The 14,478-nt window shown below is 59.5% G+C and carries 14 protein-coding genes; 4 read left to right on the top strand and 10 right to left on the bottom strand.

Features of this window, described 5'->3' with window-relative positions; all coding sequences use genetic code 11:
• Positions 1-65 precede the first annotated feature (65 nt).
• Positions 66-827, bottom strand: coding sequence for a sulfite exporter TauE/SafE family protein (locus QS713_RS04225; protein WP_313272678.1), 762 nt, complete (start codon positions 825-827; stop codon positions 66-68).
• Positions 828-1,088: 261 nt separating this feature from the next.
• On the opposite strand from QS713_RS04225, the gene QS713_RS04220 reads away from it, so the two are divergent.
• Complete coding sequence (locus QS713_RS04220) at positions 1,089-1,442, top strand: cupin domain-containing protein (protein WP_313272677.1); 354 nt, start codon at positions 1,089-1,091, stop codon at positions 1,440-1,442.
• 112 nt (positions 1,443-1,554) lie between these two features.
• Here the strand turns inward: QS713_RS04220 and QS713_RS04215 are convergent, their stop codons facing one another.
• Complete coding sequence (locus QS713_RS04215; protein WP_313272675.1) at positions 1,555-2,283, bottom strand: twin-arginine translocase TatA/TatE family subunit; 729 nt, start codon at positions 2,281-2,283, stop codon at positions 1,555-1,557.
• A gap of 82 nt (positions 2,284-2,365) precedes the next feature.
• Between QS713_RS04215 and QS713_RS04210 the strand changes: the two genes are divergently transcribed.
• Positions 2,366-2,998 carry an O-methyltransferase gene (locus QS713_RS04210; protein ID WP_313273756.1) on the top strand — a complete coding sequence of 211 codons (633 nt, stop codon included), beginning with the start codon at positions 2,366-2,368 and terminating at the stop codon, positions 2,996-2,998.
• Between the two features lie 293 nt (positions 2,999-3,291).
• On the opposite strand, the gene QS713_RS04205 is transcribed toward QS713_RS04210, so the two are convergent.
• A complete protein-coding gene (locus QS713_RS04205) occupies positions 3,292-3,459 on the bottom strand; it encodes a DUF3117 domain-containing protein (RefSeq protein WP_102216127.1) in 168 nt (55 codons plus the stop codon).
• Positions 3,460-3,658: 199 nt separating this feature from the next.
• The gene (locus tag QS713_RS04200; RefSeq protein WP_313272673.1) at positions 3,659-4,423 is read right to left on the bottom strand and encodes an LOG family protein; all 765 of its coding nucleotides are present in this window, start codon (positions 4,421-4,423) and stop codon (positions 3,659-3,661) included.
• Positions 4,424-4,507: 84 nt separating this feature from the next.
• Here QS713_RS04200 and QS713_RS04195 point away from each other — a divergent pair, with 84 nt between their 5' ends.
• Positions 4,508-5,329 carry a purine-nucleoside phosphorylase gene (locus QS713_RS04195; RefSeq protein ID WP_313273753.1) on the top strand — a complete coding sequence of 274 codons (822 nt, stop codon included), beginning with the start codon at positions 4,508-4,510 and terminating at the stop codon, positions 5,327-5,329.
• A 72-nt stretch (positions 5,330-5,401) separates the two neighbouring features.
• Entirely contained in the window at positions 5,402-7,267 is a 1,866-nt protein-coding gene (locus QS713_RS04190; protein WP_313272672.1) for a phospho-sugar mutase, read from the top strand.
• Between the two features lie 175 nt (positions 7,268-7,442).
• On the opposite strand, the gene deoC is transcribed toward QS713_RS04190, so the two are convergent.
• From deoC to QS713_RS04160, 6 genes are all read right to left on the bottom strand, one after another.
• Entirely contained in the window at positions 7,443-8,093 is a 651-nt protein-coding gene (gene deoC / locus QS713_RS04185; RefSeq protein ID WP_313272671.1) for a deoxyribose-phosphate aldolase, read from the bottom strand.
• Between the two features lie 251 nt (positions 8,094-8,344).
• Positions 8,345-9,631, bottom strand: a complete 1,287-nt coding sequence (locus QS713_RS04180) for a thymidine phosphorylase (protein ID WP_313272669.1) — start codon at positions 9,629-9,631, stop codon at positions 8,345-8,347.
• Positions 9,632-9,644: 13 nt separating this feature from the next.
• Entirely contained in the window at positions 9,645-10,187 is a 543-nt protein-coding gene (locus QS713_RS04175; protein ID WP_313273750.1) for a cytidine deaminase, read from the bottom strand.
• A complete protein-coding gene (locus QS713_RS04170; RefSeq protein ID WP_313272667.1) occupies positions 10,187-11,464 on the bottom strand; it encodes an ABC transporter permease in 1,278 nt (425 codons plus the stop codon). Before QS713_RS04170 ends, QS713_RS04175 begins: the two co-directional genes overlap by 1 nt.
• Positions 11,461-12,732 carry an ABC transporter permease gene (locus QS713_RS04165; protein ID WP_313272666.1) on the bottom strand — a complete coding sequence of 424 codons (1,272 nt, stop codon included), beginning with the start codon at positions 12,730-12,732 and terminating at the stop codon, positions 11,461-11,463. The genes QS713_RS04170 and QS713_RS04165 overlap by 4 nt, the downstream gene beginning before the upstream one ends.
• A complete protein-coding gene (locus tag QS713_RS04160; protein WP_313272664.1) occupies positions 12,725-14,425 on the bottom strand; it encodes an ABC transporter ATP-binding protein in 1,701 nt (566 codons plus the stop codon). Before QS713_RS04160 ends, QS713_RS04165 begins: the two co-directional genes overlap by 8 nt.
• Positions 14,426-14,478: the final 53 nt, after the last annotated feature.

Raw genomic sequence — 14,478 nt, 5'->3', positions numbered from 1 at the left:
GGCGTGGGGAAAGTTGGTCGACACAGCATGAGGAACTGTGCCCAACGGAGCATTCAAAAGCCTGTCTAGCGAAGCATGAAGATGGCGACGATACCCACGACTACTATTAGGGCGCGCAGCACCCAGGCGGGTAGGCGCCGGCCCACTACTGCGCCGAGCTGACCGCCGATTATGGTGCCGATCGCCATTAACCCAACCGCGTCCCAAGAAACGGGAAACGCAACCACAAACACGATGGCGGCAACGATATTGACGAGTGTTTGCAAAACGTTTTTAAGCCCGTTAACTCGTTGCAGTGACTCCGGCAAGCCGAGCCCTAAAATGGCCAGCAAGAGTATGCCCTGCGCAGCACTGAAGTAGCCTCCGTACACACTTGCGAAAAACACGGCGACCCCGGTTGCCAAGATAACGTTTTTCGACTGCGCAACCGGCCGTTGTTCCCGGCGGTGTTCCAGCACGCGATTCAGCCACGGTTGCACTAAAACTAAAAGGACGGCCAGGCCAATGATAATCGGAACGATTGCTTTGAACGCGCTCTCGGGCAAAATAAGAAGTAGCGCGGCGCCCATAATAGCGCCGAGTAGGGACACGATACCGTACCCGATAATCCGGTTTTTCTGTCCCTCGAGTTCGCGCCGGTACCCCCACGCACCAGATATTGAGCCGGGCACCAAACCAATCGTGTTCGTGATGTTCGCCACTAGCGGTGAGTAGCCGAACGCAAGCAAAATTGGGAAACTCACGAGGGATCCACTGCCAACCATCGTGTTGATAGCCCCGGCCCCAACCCCTGCGGCAATAATGCCCAAAATCGCTCCGATTGTCACGCTAACTTCCCTCAACTACCTGCCAGCTGATACCTACCACGGGCACCTGGTAACCCACACCTTTTGCGCCTACCTACATTAGTCCACGAACATGCTAGGACCCAACAGATATCCACTACCCGGGGGAAGGCATTCGACGCTTCCAAGACAGCCGTTACAAGACGATCCTGGTCTAGAAGCTGGGCCTACCCAAACCTTTTTCACGGATATAGGCTTAGTAATTGCAGGTTCAGATAATCTTCACTCGATAGGAGTACTAATATGCGGAAGACCCCATTCACTGACAGCGTGGTTGCAACCGGTTTATCGGATTCGCTCCCGATCGTTGCGGATGCCACGACCTCAAAAGTACCTATTGACAACGAAATCTTGCAGTTAACCATATTCACGTTCGGAAAAGGCCAGTCCCTTTCCACCCACGCGAGCCCCAAAGCGGTAGTGGTAACGCTTCTAGAAGGGGACATGAATTTTTCTGTTGAGGGACAAGACCACACGATCACTGCGGGTGACTCGATATATCTAGCTCCGAAGGCTTCGCATTCACTAACCGCGTTAACAGATTGCCGAATGCAACTGGTGATGGTAGACGCGAAACCCTGGCAGCCGCAGGATTAACTACGCGCCCGATAAAGCGCCCGACCCGTTTAAGGCGATGCGCTCGCTCAAGCGCCCGGCCTGTTTAAGGCGATGCGCTAGCTCAAGCGCCCGGCCTGTTTAAGCAGCCAGGTCAGTGGCGGGGATGCGGATTCCGGTACACGTCTTGGCCAGTCAGACGTCGGGTTTTCTTAGTGGACGCAGCCGCCCGCACCGCACGTGCCAGCTGCGCCCCATAGCCGCGCCGGTCCGACACGTACCACTGCCCCACGCGCACCCCCCGTTTTTGCGGTGCAACCGGGTTCAGCGGCGCGCGTACCACTCCTGTTTCGCCCGCGGCCCCAGAGGTGGCACCGGAAGCAGCCCCGGTTGCGACCCCAGTGGCCGAACCCACTGCGGTTGCACTAGCCGCAGCCGCTCCGGCAGATTGAACAGAGCCTGCTGTCTGGTTCGAGGTAGCTGCTGACGAGGTTTGGCTGGGGCCAGCTGGCGCAGCAGTCTGATTCGTGGTGGAGGCCGCGGCATTAGCGTTTGCCGCCTCCTGCGCATTAGCTTGGGCACTTGCATTCGCCTGCCCGAACGGGCCTACGAGTTTACGCCACTCATCCATTTCTTCTTGTACGGCTTCGCGCACAATCCGACGTGGATCGTACTGGCGCACATCCAAGGCAGACAAGTTCATATTCCGCAGGTCGTCGCCAACCTCAGAATCCAAAGACGCCCGCACTTTAGTTAGCTGCACGCGCAACTTCTTAACCCACCGCGTCAGAGTGCGCGTAACCTCAGGAAGACGAGACGGGCCCACAACCACCACGATGACCACGGCGATCACCAAAAACTCCGCCCCGCTAATTCCGAACATGGCTCTATTCTAAGCAGAACCCGCGGGGGCCTCGAACCGACTAGAATAGAAACAATCACACTAATGCGCTCAGGAGGTCACCATCAGTACCGATAAAGCCCTCAGCTGGTCATACTGCGAAGATTTTGTTCCCGAGGGCGACGTCATAGCCGCAACCCGCATGCAAGCCGAAGAACTGGGCTGCACCCCCATCTCCGCAGGAACCGGCGCCGCACTACGCACACTCGTAGCTACCTGCGGGGCGAAAGCCGTAACAGAAATCGGTACTGGCGTGGGAGTATCCGGCCTGTGGCTCCTATCTGGAATGCGGGAAGGCGCGGTGCTGACAACCATTGACCACGAAACCGAGTTCCACCGCGTAGCCCGCGCCGCTTTCGCCGCCGCCGGCTCGCGCCCACCCCGCACCAGGTTAATCACTGACCGCGCGTTGGATGTCCTTCCCCGCATGGCCGCGCACGCTTACGACATGGTGTTCGTTGACGCCACCCCCTCAGAAAATGCTGCGTACATCCAGCATGCTGCACGCATGCTCCGGCCCGGAGGGGTCCTCGCCTACGCTCACGCTCTCTGGCACGACACGGTCGCGGACCCCGCCCGGCGCGAACCCGGCACCGTCACCATGCGTCAACTGAACAAAGAACTCGCAGAATCCGACCAGTTCATCACCAACCTCCTACCCGTCGGTGACGGCCTCCTCATAGCTGTACGCCAATAAGCAGCTACCCCATCACCTGCAGCGACCGCTTCTCACGCGTCACCTGCAGCGACCGTTTCTCACGCGGAACCTGCAGCGACCGCGTCTCACCAGCAACCTATTCCCGACTGCGGGCGGGTAAGAGCTTTTTACCCGGTAGCTAACAAACGCTGCCGTTTTCAGACAGTGGACATCTGCCGCAGACGACAAGAGTATGCGCACGCCTGGCAGCGACAATCAGAGCGGCGCAGCAAAAACGGGATGGCAAGCGCTTTCGCGCCCACCATCCCGCTGGGATTAAACTATTTCGCCACCTACTTCACCGCTTCGGCGAGCTCTCCTGCTAGCGTCTGGGCCTCCTCAGGTGTCAGTTCAATAACGAGGCGTCCGCCTCCCTCACTGGGGATACGCATGACGATTCCGCGCCCTTCCTTCGTAGCCTCCATGGGGCCATCACCGGTGCGGGGCTTCATTGCAGCCATATTCCACTAGTCCTCTCTTGAATCACAACCGGCCCGCTAAACCGCGAAACCAGTCTTTAGCTCCCATTCTACCGAACAACTAGCGTTCGCACGCGAAAAAGCTCGCAGACAGCTGCTGTTCACCCGCGCAAAAGCTTACTGACACCTCGCGTTCACATGGTGAATAACCTCCACCATCCGCGCCTCCGCGCACGGATCTTTACTTCGCGCCATTCACACTGCAGTACTCACGAACGATCCCCACGGCCTCATCCGCCGTATCCACCACCTTCAACAACAGTTCATCGCCCTCAGAGATCATGCCTTGCCTCAACATCGTGGTTTCAATCCACTCCACAAGCGGCGCCCAGAACCTCCGGCCAATCATCACGACCGGGAACGAGCGGATCTTATGCGTCTGCACCAAAGTGAGGGATTCAAACAGTTCATCCATCGTGCCAAACCCACCTGGCAGTGCGATAAACCCCGACGAATACTTGACGAACATGGTTTTGCGCGCAAAGAAATACCTGAAGTTCACCCCCAGGTTCACCCACGGGTTCATCCCCTGTTCCTTCGGTAGTTCAATCCCCAACCCAACCGACGTTCCCTGAGCCTCATCCGCACCCCGGTTCGCTGCCTCCATCACTCCCGGGCCACCACCGGTGATCACCGCGAAACCCGCCTGCGCCAACAGCCGACCGACCTCGCGCGACAGCGTGTAAACCGGGTCCGACGGCGCAATCCGGGCCGACCCAAAAACAGAAATCGCCGGCCCCAACCCAGACAACGCCTCAAACCCTGCAACGAACTCAGACTGAATCCGCATCACCCGCCACGGGTCAGAGTGCCGCCAATCCTCCCCATCATTCTTTGCGAGCAAATGCTCATCGGAAGTCTTGCGGGGAATCTTGTGGCCACGCAACAACACGGGGCCCTGACGGTAGCTTTGCGAAGGGAAACCCGACTGATCAGATGGGGACATGTCTGCTCCTAAACACTTACAAAACCATGTTTTACCATGTTAAAGCATTTACTGTACACGCCCCGAACAGTAGAATTGGGCACTGTGAAAGAACTGATTGAAAACCCTGCGCAAACCGCGCGCGATGCCGCCGCTGTAATCGCTGAACGCACCGGTGTGCAACAACACGACATTGCCCTCGTACTCGGATCCGGATGGTCCGGTGCTGCCGACCTGATTGGACACTGCACCCACACCATTCCCGCGCACGAAGTGCCCGGCTTTTTCGCCCCCGAAGTAGCTGGCCACGGGGCCACCATGCGGTCAATCGAACTGGAAAACGGGCAACACGCGCTCGTGCTCGGTTCCCGCACCCACTACTACGAAGGTAAGGGCGTGCGCGCTGTCGCCCACGGGATGCGCACAGCAGCTGCGGCGGGTGCGCGCATTGCGGTACTCACCAACGGGTGCGGCGGCCTCAAGCCAGAATGGAAACCCGGCCAAGCGGTACTGATTCGCGACCACATTAACCTAACCGGCACGTCCCCCATTGAAGGCGCGAACTTTGTGGACCTAACCGACCTGTATTCCACGCGACTGCGCAATATTGCCCGCGAAGTGGACCCGAACCTGCCCGAAGGGGTGTACGCGCAATTTCGCGGCCCCCACTACGAAACCCCCGCGGAAGTGCAGATGGCACGCATTATTGGCGCGGACCTAGTGGGTATGTCCACTACCCTGGAAGCCATTGCAGCGCGCGAAGCGGGGATGGAAGTACTGGGAATTTCCCTGATGACGAACCTGGCGGCCGGGATTTCCCTCACCCCACTTTCCCATGAGGAAGTGATTGCAGCGGGCAAGGCAGCGGCCCCAAGGATTGCGAAACTACTGGCAAACATTGTGCAGCGCGTGGCAGAAAGTCAATAACCCGGGTTTGCACGTCCCTTAACTCCCAACGAGCATTCAACCCACCAGCGTGGTGGCGTAGAGAGGAAACCAATGGCTAAGTTCAACGAAGACACGGTGCGCGCCTGGATCGCGGACGACCCCGACGCAACCACCCGAGCCGAACTTGAAACCCTACTGGAACGGGCGAAGTCCGGCGACACTGAGGCCAGTGATGACCTGGCCGACCGGTTCGCGGGCACACTAACGTTTGGCACCGCGGGCCTGCGCGGCCGCTTGGGCGCGGGCCCGAACCGGATGAACCGTGCAGTTGTGATTCGGGCGGCCGCTGGGCTCACCCAGTTTCTACTCGACCAGGTGGGGCAAGGGTTCCACCTGGTGGTCGGTTACGACGCCCGCTGCGGTTCGGAGCAGTTCGCACGCGACACCGCTGCGGTTGCGGTTGCCGCCGGTGGCCGCGTTTCGCTGTTCGACCAGCACCTGCCCACTCCGCTGACCGCGTTCGCCCTCAAGTACCTGGATGCGGACGCGGCAGTTATGGTAACGGCCTCACACAACCCGCCTAAAGACAATGGTTACAAGGTTTACTTGGGGGGCCGCGTAGTTACGGACGCGGGGCAGGGCGCGCAGATCGTGCCGCCTTACGACGCGCAGATTTTTGAGGCGATCCAGGCGGTTGATTCAGCTAGCGCGGTTGAGCGCGCCGAATCCGGGTGGGAGCTGATTGGCACTGAAATTGTGGACGCGTATTTGGATCGCGCTACCTCCCTGGTGCCACCGGTACAGTCGGATGAGGCGGTGGCGCGTTCGCGGGCAGATTTGAAGATCGTGCTCACTTCCATGCATGGCGTGGGTGGGGAGACGACTTTGAAGGCCTTGGCGCGCGCCGGGTTTACGGATGTGCACGTGGTTGAGGCTCAGCATGAACCCGACCCGGACTTCCCCACTGTTCCATTTCCGAATCCGGAGGAGCCGGGGGCTTTGGACCTGTCGTTCGCGCTTGCCCGGGAGTTAGGTGCGGACATTATTTTAGCGAACGACCCGGATGCGGACCGGTTCTCGGCTGCAGTGCCGGATCCGCGTGGTGAGGGGGGTTGGCGTCAGCTCACCGGTGACGAAGTGGGCTCACTTCTGGGCACAGCGGTTGCCCGCGAGTATGAGGGCAATGCGGACGCAGTGCTTGCGAACTCGATTGTGTCTTCGCGGTTGCTGCGGCGAATTGCGCAGCACTACGGGGTGTCTTACCGGGCGACGTTAACGGGTTTCAAGTGGATTTCCCGCACTCCCGGAATCGTCTTTGGTTATGAGGAAGCCCTGGGTTACTGCGTGGACCCCGACCACGTGCGTGATAAAGATGGGATCAGCGCTTGCCTGAAAATTTCCGCGATGGCTTCGCAGTACAAGGCGGCGGGCCGCACCCTGGTGGATGCGTTAGATGATTTTGCGCGTGCGTATGGTTTGCACGCCACCGCTCCCCTGTCGATTCGCGTGTCCGACCTGTCTTTGATTGCCAAAGGCATGCAGAACCTGCGTTCGGGGTCCGTTAAATCCCTAGGTGGTTCCCCAGTTATTTCCGTTGAGGACCTGTCTGACGGCAGCGCGGACTTGCCACCCACAGATGGCCTGATCTTCCTCACGGAACGTGGTGACCGCGTCGTCGCCCGCCCCTCTGGCACGGAACCGAAACTGAAATGCTACCTAGAAACCATCGTGCCGATAGATACAGGTAATTCGCCTGAGGCTGGTGCTGATTCTAAGGCTGGCCGTGACGCTCGGGTGGGTGCTGGCTCTAAGGCTGGCGGTGACGCTCGGGTGGGTGCTGGCTCTAAGGCCGGTGGCTCCGGGGCCGGTGGTGGGCCGGCGTCTGAACTCGCTGCAACGGTTGATGAAGCGCGGGACATTGCCGCGAACCGCCTGGAGGCCATGAAAGCTGATATGCGGGCAGGAATGGGGATCTAGGGCGAGGGCAATATCGATAGAAATCTGATGCACTGAACAAGCAGGTGGCTGCGACGCCTTCGTTTTGAAGGGCCGCAGCCACCTGCAGTTCTATTTCAGCGAGCGCTATTTTGATTGCCTAGTGAGAACTACGCCAGCTTTGCCTGCACATTGCGCTTACTTGAGCGCGTGCTTGTTAGCTGTCTAGGCCTGCTAGAACTTTCGCGGTGGAGGACAGGCCGAGCCGGTTCGCTCCCGCTTCGACCATGGCGAGCGCGGTTTGCGCATCCCGGATTCCACCTGAGGCCTTCACGCCCATCGAATCACCCACTGTTTCGCGCATGAGCTTAACCGCGTGCACCGACGCACCCCCAGCTGGGTGGAACCCCGTGGAAGTTTTCACGAAGTCCGCGCCCGCTGCCTGCGCTGCATGGCAGCACGCCACAATCTGCTCATCCGACAGCAGTGCCGATTCGATAATCACCTTCAGTACCGCGCCGCTAGTCGCTTCCCGCACCGCGCGAATATCTGCCTCAACGCCTTCAAAATCGCCTTCGAACACGAGTTTCAAATTCACTACCATGTCGATTTCCTGCGCGCCTTTCGACACGGAATCCGCGGCCTCCGCAGCCTTCACGCTTGAGGGGTGGGCGCCGGACGGGAAACCGCACACCGCGGCAACAGACAGTTCCTGCGGAACCTCAATCGGCAACTGGTTCGGGCTGACGCACACGGAATACGTGCCTAGCTGCGCAGCCTCCGCAATCAACGCTTTCACATCGTCGGCGGTCGACTCCGGTTTAAGCAGCGTGTGATCCACCATGTGGGCCAAAGTTTTCTTATCCATACTTCCTCCTATCGGAAACAATCTAGTAAAAATCCGCCTGTGACTAGTCACTTCCCGTCACAAACCAGCAAACACACATTTGTAACTCGTAAGAACCTGCCTGTATTCAGTGACGCTGCGAGATTCAGCGAGGCTTCGCGAATCAGCAAGGCTTCGCGAATCAGTGACGCTTCGAGATTCAGCGAGGCTTCGCGTATTAGTGACGTCACGAGATTTAGCGAGGCCTCAAGATGCGTGTACGTATGACCTCGCTAGCAGATTCGATCTAACACGACCGGGCGGGTAGTGGGTGCAGACTGCGCAATCTCAAAGGCACCATCCAGAACCTCTAGTGCCCGGTCGAACCGGTCGGGAGTTTGAGTGTGCAAACGCAGCAGCGGCTGGCCTTTTCGCACCCGGTTACCGGGTTTTGCGAACATCTCCACCCCAGCTTCCGCCTGCACAGGGTCCCCTTTCTTAGCGCGCCCAGCGCCCAGGCGCCACGCCGCTACCCCCACTGCTAAAGCGTCGAGCTTCGTCAAATAACCATCTGTTGGTGCAACCACGTCCTCGGTTTCACGCGCCTGCGGCAGGGGTGCATCCGGGTCCCCACCTTGCGCCGTGATCATCTGCCGCCACCGGTCCATTGCCCGCCCGTCTTGCAGTGCGGCCTGCGGATCTGCATCCGCATAGCCTGCGGCAGTGAGCATCTCTTTTGCTAACGCGAGCGTCAGTTCCACAACGTCGGCAGGGCCGCCGCCCGCTAGAACCTCCACGGCCTCACGTACCTCAAGCGCATTCCCGGCTGTCAGGCCCAGTGGAGTGGACATGTCCGTCAGCAACGCGGTGGTGCGAACCCCGGCGTCTGTTCCCAAGTCGACCATGGTGGACGCCAGCTCGCGGGCCGCCTCAAGGTCTTTCATAAAGGCCCCACTACCCACTTTCACGTCCAAAACCAGGGAATCCGTACCCTCAGCAATTTTTTTCGACATAATCGAAGAGGCGATCAGCGGAATGCAATCCACCGTGGAAGTCACGTCGCGCAGTGCGTACAGTTTCTTGTCCGCGGGCGCAAGCCCTGCCCCAGCGGCACAAACCACGGCTCCCGGACCGGTGCCGAGGATCTGCATGATCTGCTCATTAGACAAGTCTGCGCGCCAACCGGGAATCGACTCTAACTTGTCCAACGTGCCGCCAGTGTGGCCCAGGCCGCGTCCCGATAGTTGCGGTACCGCCACGTCAAACGCCGCCACCAGTGGGGCAAGTGGCAACGTGATCTTATCGCCCACCCCGCCGGTTGAGTGCTTGTCCGCTGTTTTGCGTGGCAGCGAACTGAAATCCATGGTTTCCCCAGAGTTGATCATCGCCTGGGTCCACCGGGCAATCTCCTCTCGGTTCATGCCTTTGAGGAAGATCGCCATGGCGAGCGCCGCCATCTGCTCATCACCCACCACCCCGCGGGTGTACGCGTCGATCGTCCAGTCGATCTGCCCGCAACTGAGGGGATCGCCATCGCGTTTAGTCCGGATAACGTCTACTACATCGTATTTCTCACTCATCCACTCACCTCTATCAAACTCTTGTATTCCCCGCAGCACCTGGCCCATCACTAGCGGGCTCTTGCGTTTGCGCCGGAACGTCGTGTAGCACGCGGGTTTTCGGCTCATCCGCAGCACCTGCAGCGGCTTGATTCGCGCCCGCAAGGTCGCCGGGCCCGAACGCGTCGGGCAGCACGTGCGCCATCGTGGTGTCACCAATGGGCATGCGCATCGCAAGTTTAGGTCCGCCGTGTTCGAACAGTAGTTGCCGGCAGCGGCCACACGGGGCGCACACTGCCCCGGCTTCTCCGCCTACGCACACGAATGCAACTAGGCGGCCCCCACCGGTGTTCACGAGGTTCGACACGAGTCCGCATTCGGCACACAGGGTCACTCCGTAGCCAGCGTTTTCAACGTTGCAGCCCGTCACTACGCGGCCGTCGTCAACGAGGGCTGCTGCTCCAACCGGGTAGTGCGAGTACGGGCAGTACGCGCGGGTGCGGGCTGCCTGCGCTTGCTTTAACAGCTGCGCCCACACCTTCTCGTCCACTACCTTCTTATTCTGCTGCGGGTTCATCACGGATACGGTTTCCCTTCCGCTGCGGGTGCGCGCACCGCACCCACAAAGCCGGCGACTGCGAGGATCGTGATGATGTACGGGATCATCAGCAAGAATTCTGATGGAATCGGCGAACCCACCGCCTGCATGATCGCCCCCAGGTTGGTGGCGAATCCGAACAGTAGTGCAGCTGCTGCCGCGCCCTTGGGGTTCCACCGGCCGAGGATCATTGCTGCTAGAGCGATGAACCCGTTGCCCGCCGCCATATCTTTACTGAACGCCAGGCCTTGCCCGACGGTGAAGAATGCGCCGCCTAGTCCAGCGAGCGCACCACCAAGGAGTACGTTGCGCCACCGGGTCGCATTCACTTTAATCCCAACCGTGTCTGCGGCCCGGGGGTGCTCACCGCACGCGCGCATGCGCAGGCCCCAGCGGGAGTTGAACACCATGAACTGCAAGAACAGTACCGCGAAGTACATCAGGTACACGAGGATTGACTGGTTGAACAGCACCGGGCCGATCACGGGAATGTCTGCGAGCACAGGGATGCGGATGGCACCCAGCGAGTAGTTCGCGTTCAACGATTCCGCGTTCTGCTTCAAAACCGTGGAGTACATGAACGAGGTAATGCCCACGGCCAGCATGTTCAGCACCACCCCGACGATGATGTGGTCGGTACGCAAGTTCACGGTAAACAATGCCAGCAGGACAGCTAGCGCCATGCCTCCCAGGGGCGCTCCGATCAGCCCCAGGTACGGGTTCTTGAACAGGGACGCCACCACGGCCCCCATGAACGCGCCGAGCAGCAGTTGTCCCTCAATGGCAATATTGATAACCCCAGAACGTTCGCACACCACGCCCGACAGGGCGCCGAACACGAGGGGGGTTGCGAAGGCGATACCGCCAATCAACAGGGAAATCACGGGTAGGTGGGCGCTTTCTCGGCCCGCTACCGTGTAGATCAAAAACGCGATTACGAAACACGTGGCGACCCCCACCAGGAACCAGCCGGAAGCTTCCCGCCGCTGCTGGGCAACGCGCCAAATATACACGGTGAGGGCAATCGCGATGACCGCCAAAATAGCAATCGTTGGCTTCGAGGGAATGTGCGTGTTTGGAATCGTGAACCAACTCGTGGCCCCCGACCATGAGAACACGGACTTACCTTTCGAAAGCAGCGCCAAGATAACTGTCAGCGCAGCCATCACGGTTGCGGCAATCGGGTCGCGCAACGTCATTTTCCGCTGCACCGCTGGGGTATTTTCAGGAGTTTTCTTGAGGATCTGCGTGCTCATTTCGTTTCTCCTTTCTCCGTGGCGGCGGCAGATGTTCGGCGTTGTACGGAGCGTTTTTCTCTAAAGTAACGAACGGCTTCAGAAGCAGCGATCAGCAAAACGATAACCGCCTGGGTGATCTGCACAATATCCACGGGGATGCCCGCGGAGGATTGCATTGTGGATGCGCCCGCAGCCAGGCCACCAAAGAGGATGCCGGCCAGCACCGTGCCCAGCGGGGTGGATTTGCCGAGCAGTGCCACGGTGATCGCGTCGAAACCGTATGAACCGGCGGTGCCGTTAGTGAGGAACCGCTCCGTCCCGAGCACGGGTGCGGTGCCCGCCAAACCGGCTAGAGCCCCGGAGATCACGAGGGTTAAGAAGATTACGTTGCGCACGGAAATGCCGGCGGTCCGCGCGGCAGCTGGGTTTGCGCCCGCTGCCCGCAGTTCGAATCCGAAGGTGGATCGCTCTAGGAGCCACCAGACGAACACGGCGGCACCGAGTGCCAGTAGGAATGACAGGTCGAGCCGCATCGTGGAGCCAAGCAGCCGCGGGTACATGGCGGCGTCGGCCACGTACTGGGATTTACCACTCACCCCTTCGCCCACCAGGAACTTCTGCTTCAGCATGTAGGCCACTAGGTATGCGGCGATGGAGTTGAGCATGATCGTGACGATCACTTCGTTGGCTCCCACCCAGGATTTGAGGGCACCGGGAATCCCACCCCAGATCGCACCACCAAGAATGGCGCAAATGATGGCGACCAGCAGGTGCAGGCCGATGGGGAGGTGCAGGTGAATACCAGCGATTGTGCCGCACAGGGCTCCGACTGCGAGTTGGCCTTGCACACCGATGTTGAACAGGCCGGCGCGGAACGATACCGCGACCGCTAGCCCCGCGAGAATCAGGGGCACGGACCGCGTGAGTGTTTCTACGAACGGTTTGATTGCCGCCGCGAAACTGTCCGCCTGGTAATTCACCACGGCACCGCGGAATAGGGAGGAGAAAAATCCGCTGAACGCGTTCCAGGATGCACTCAAGAAGTCCGACGGGCGGGCCAGTAGGTACCCGGCGGTGGTTTGTACGTCTTCGTTGAAGATCACGACGATCACCGCGCCGATTACGAGTGACAGGGCGATTGCCGCCAAGATCGTGGCCGTGGAAATGGAGAAAATCCGCTTCAGTATGCGATTCGCCATCGGCACGTGTTGATCTTGGTTTTGTTTTGGTTCCTGAGGTGGTTTAACGCCCGTGGGGGCTAGGGAACCCGGTTGTGCTTCACTCATCACTACCTTCCTTAACTTCGCTCCCAGTTTCGGGCTTTGCGTCATCTGATGGCCGGGGCGTCTGTCCGCCTGCGCGGCTCGAACCAACGGTCTGACCATCTGCCCGACCAGAGCCCGCGGCTTGCGCAGTTGCCTGGCTGGCATCAGCGACTAATCTGGCTTCGTGGCCAGATTCAGCGGCTCGCTGGGCTTCTTCTAGCGGCACCCCAGCCATCATTAGGCCCAGCACGGACCGGGGAGTGCCGGCGGGGACAATCCCAACGATCTTGCCGCGGTACATGACAGCGATCCGGTCCGCGAGCGCATCCACTTCGTCGAGTTCTGTGGAGATTACGAGTACGGCGGTGTTCGCGTCGCGTTCTTCAATGATGCGTTTGTACACGAATTCGATTGACCCGACGTCGAGGCCACGGGTGGGTTGGGAGGCCACGAGCGCCACAAGTTTACGTGACAGTTCGCGTGCCAGAATCGCTTTTTGCGCGTTCCCACCGGATAGGGTTGCGATTGGGTCGGTTACGGAGGTGACGCGCACGTCGTATTCTTCGCGCAGTTTCTGCGCGTTGTCCAGGACCACCTGGGGGCGCATGTTGATGCCTTTTGCAAACGGGGGCCTGTCGTACTGGTCGAGAATCATGTTTTCTGCGATTGAGAACGAGGCGATCATGCCGTCTTTGGAGCGGTCTTCAGGCACGAACCCGAGGCCGCCTTGCAGCCGGTTTTTAATGGTCTGGCCTGAGGCATCTTGGCCCCCGATTTCAATGGTGCCTGCACTTGGAGCAGTTGCGCCGAGGAGGCATTCGGACAGTTCTGTTTGCCCATTCCCTTGCACCCCCGCAATGCATACCACTTCGCCGCGGCGCACGTCCAAGTTCACGTCGTCGAGCAGCAGGTTCCCTTTTTTGCTCACGAGCGAAACGTTTTGTAGGGACAGGCCGACGTCGCTGGTGTTCGGTTCGTCTTTTTCGACGTTGAGCATCACGGGCCGGCCCACCATCATGGACGCGAGTTCTTCTTCGGTTGATTCCGCGCTCGCTTCACCCACTACTTTTCCACGTCGAATCACGGTTATGTGGTCTGCAACTGCGCGTACTTCCCGGAGTTTGTGGGTGATGAACACGATTGACGTTCCTGCCGCTTTTAGCTGCAGCATGATATCCATTAGTTCGTCTGTTTCCTGAGGGGTGAGCACGGCGGTGGGCTCGTCGAGGATCAGTACGCGGGCGTCGCGCGAGAGGGCCTTGATGATTTCAACGCGTTGTTGAGCTCCGACTGATAGGGATTCGATGGGGGCGTCGGGGTCGATGTCGAATCCGAAGCGGGCGGATAGTTCGCGAACTTGGTCGCGCGCTTTTTTGGTTTCAATAATGCCCGCGACCTTCGTGGGTTCGTAGCCGAGTGCTACGGATTCCGCGACGGTGAACACGGGTACGAGCATGAAGTGTTGGTGGACCATGCCAATACCGGCGGCGACCGCATCGCCGGGCCCGGAGAATGACACGGGTTTGTCGTCAATGAGGATCTGCCCATCGTTTGGCTGGTACAGACCGTACAGTACGTTCATCAAAGTGGATTTTCCCGCACCGTTTTCCCCCAGTAACGCGTGGATTTGCCCGGGTTCAATTGTGAGGTCGATGTGGTCATTGGCCACGAGTGGGCCGAACACTTTGGTGATTCCTCGTAGTTCGAGCTTCACGGTGTTCCTTAACTTTATCGGTGTGTTACGGCTTAACTACAGGCCCGCTCCCG

The sequence above is a fragment of the Gleimia hominis genome, assembly GCF_032085515.1.
In the GTDB taxonomy this organism is placed as follows: domain Bacteria; phylum Actinomycetota; class Actinomycetes; order Actinomycetales; family Actinomycetaceae; genus Gleimia; species Gleimia hominis.
Note: the sequence above shows the minus strand (reverse complement) of the source record. Positions and strands in the feature narration are given on the sequence as shown.

Excerpts from the sequence above, each read along its gene's own strand:
- QS713_RS04180 (WP_313272669.1), bottom strand. The coding sequence starts at position 9,631 with ATGAGTGAGAAATACGATGTAGTAGACGTTATCCGGACTAAACGCGAT.
- QS713_RS04165 (WP_313272666.1), bottom strand. The coding sequence starts at position 12,732 with ATGAGTGAAGCACAACCGGGTTCCCTAGCCCCCACGGGCGTTAAACCA.
- deoC (WP_313272671.1), bottom strand. The coding sequence starts at position 8,093 with ATGGATAAGAAAACTTTGGCCCACATGGTGGATCACACGCTGCTTAAA.
- QS713_RS04200 (WP_313272673.1), bottom strand. The coding sequence starts at position 4,423 with ATGTCCCCATCTGATCAGTCGGGTTTCCCTTCGCAAAGCTACCGTCAG.
- QS713_RS04190 (WP_313272672.1), top strand. The coding sequence starts at position 5,402 with ATGGCTAAGTTCAACGAAGACACGGTGCGCGCCTGGATCGCGGACGAC.
- QS713_RS04205 (WP_102216127.1), bottom strand. The coding sequence starts at position 3,459 with ATGGCTGCAATGAAGCCCCGCACCGGTGATGGCCCCATGGAGGCTACG.
- QS713_RS04170 (WP_313272667.1), bottom strand. The coding sequence starts at position 11,464 with ATGAGCACGCAGATCCTCAAGAAAACTCCTGAAAATACCCCAGCGGTG.
- QS713_RS04220 (WP_313272677.1), top strand. The coding sequence starts at position 1,089 with ATGCGGAAGACCCCATTCACTGACAGCGTGGTTGCAACCGGTTTATCG.
- QS713_RS04215 (WP_313272675.1), bottom strand. The coding sequence starts at position 2,283 with ATGTTCGGAATTAGCGGGGCGGAGTTTTTGGTGATCGCCGTGGTCATC.
- QS713_RS04175 (WP_313273750.1), bottom strand. The coding sequence starts at position 10,187 with ATGAACCCGCAGCAGAATAAGAAGGTAGTGGACGAGAAGGTGTGGGCG.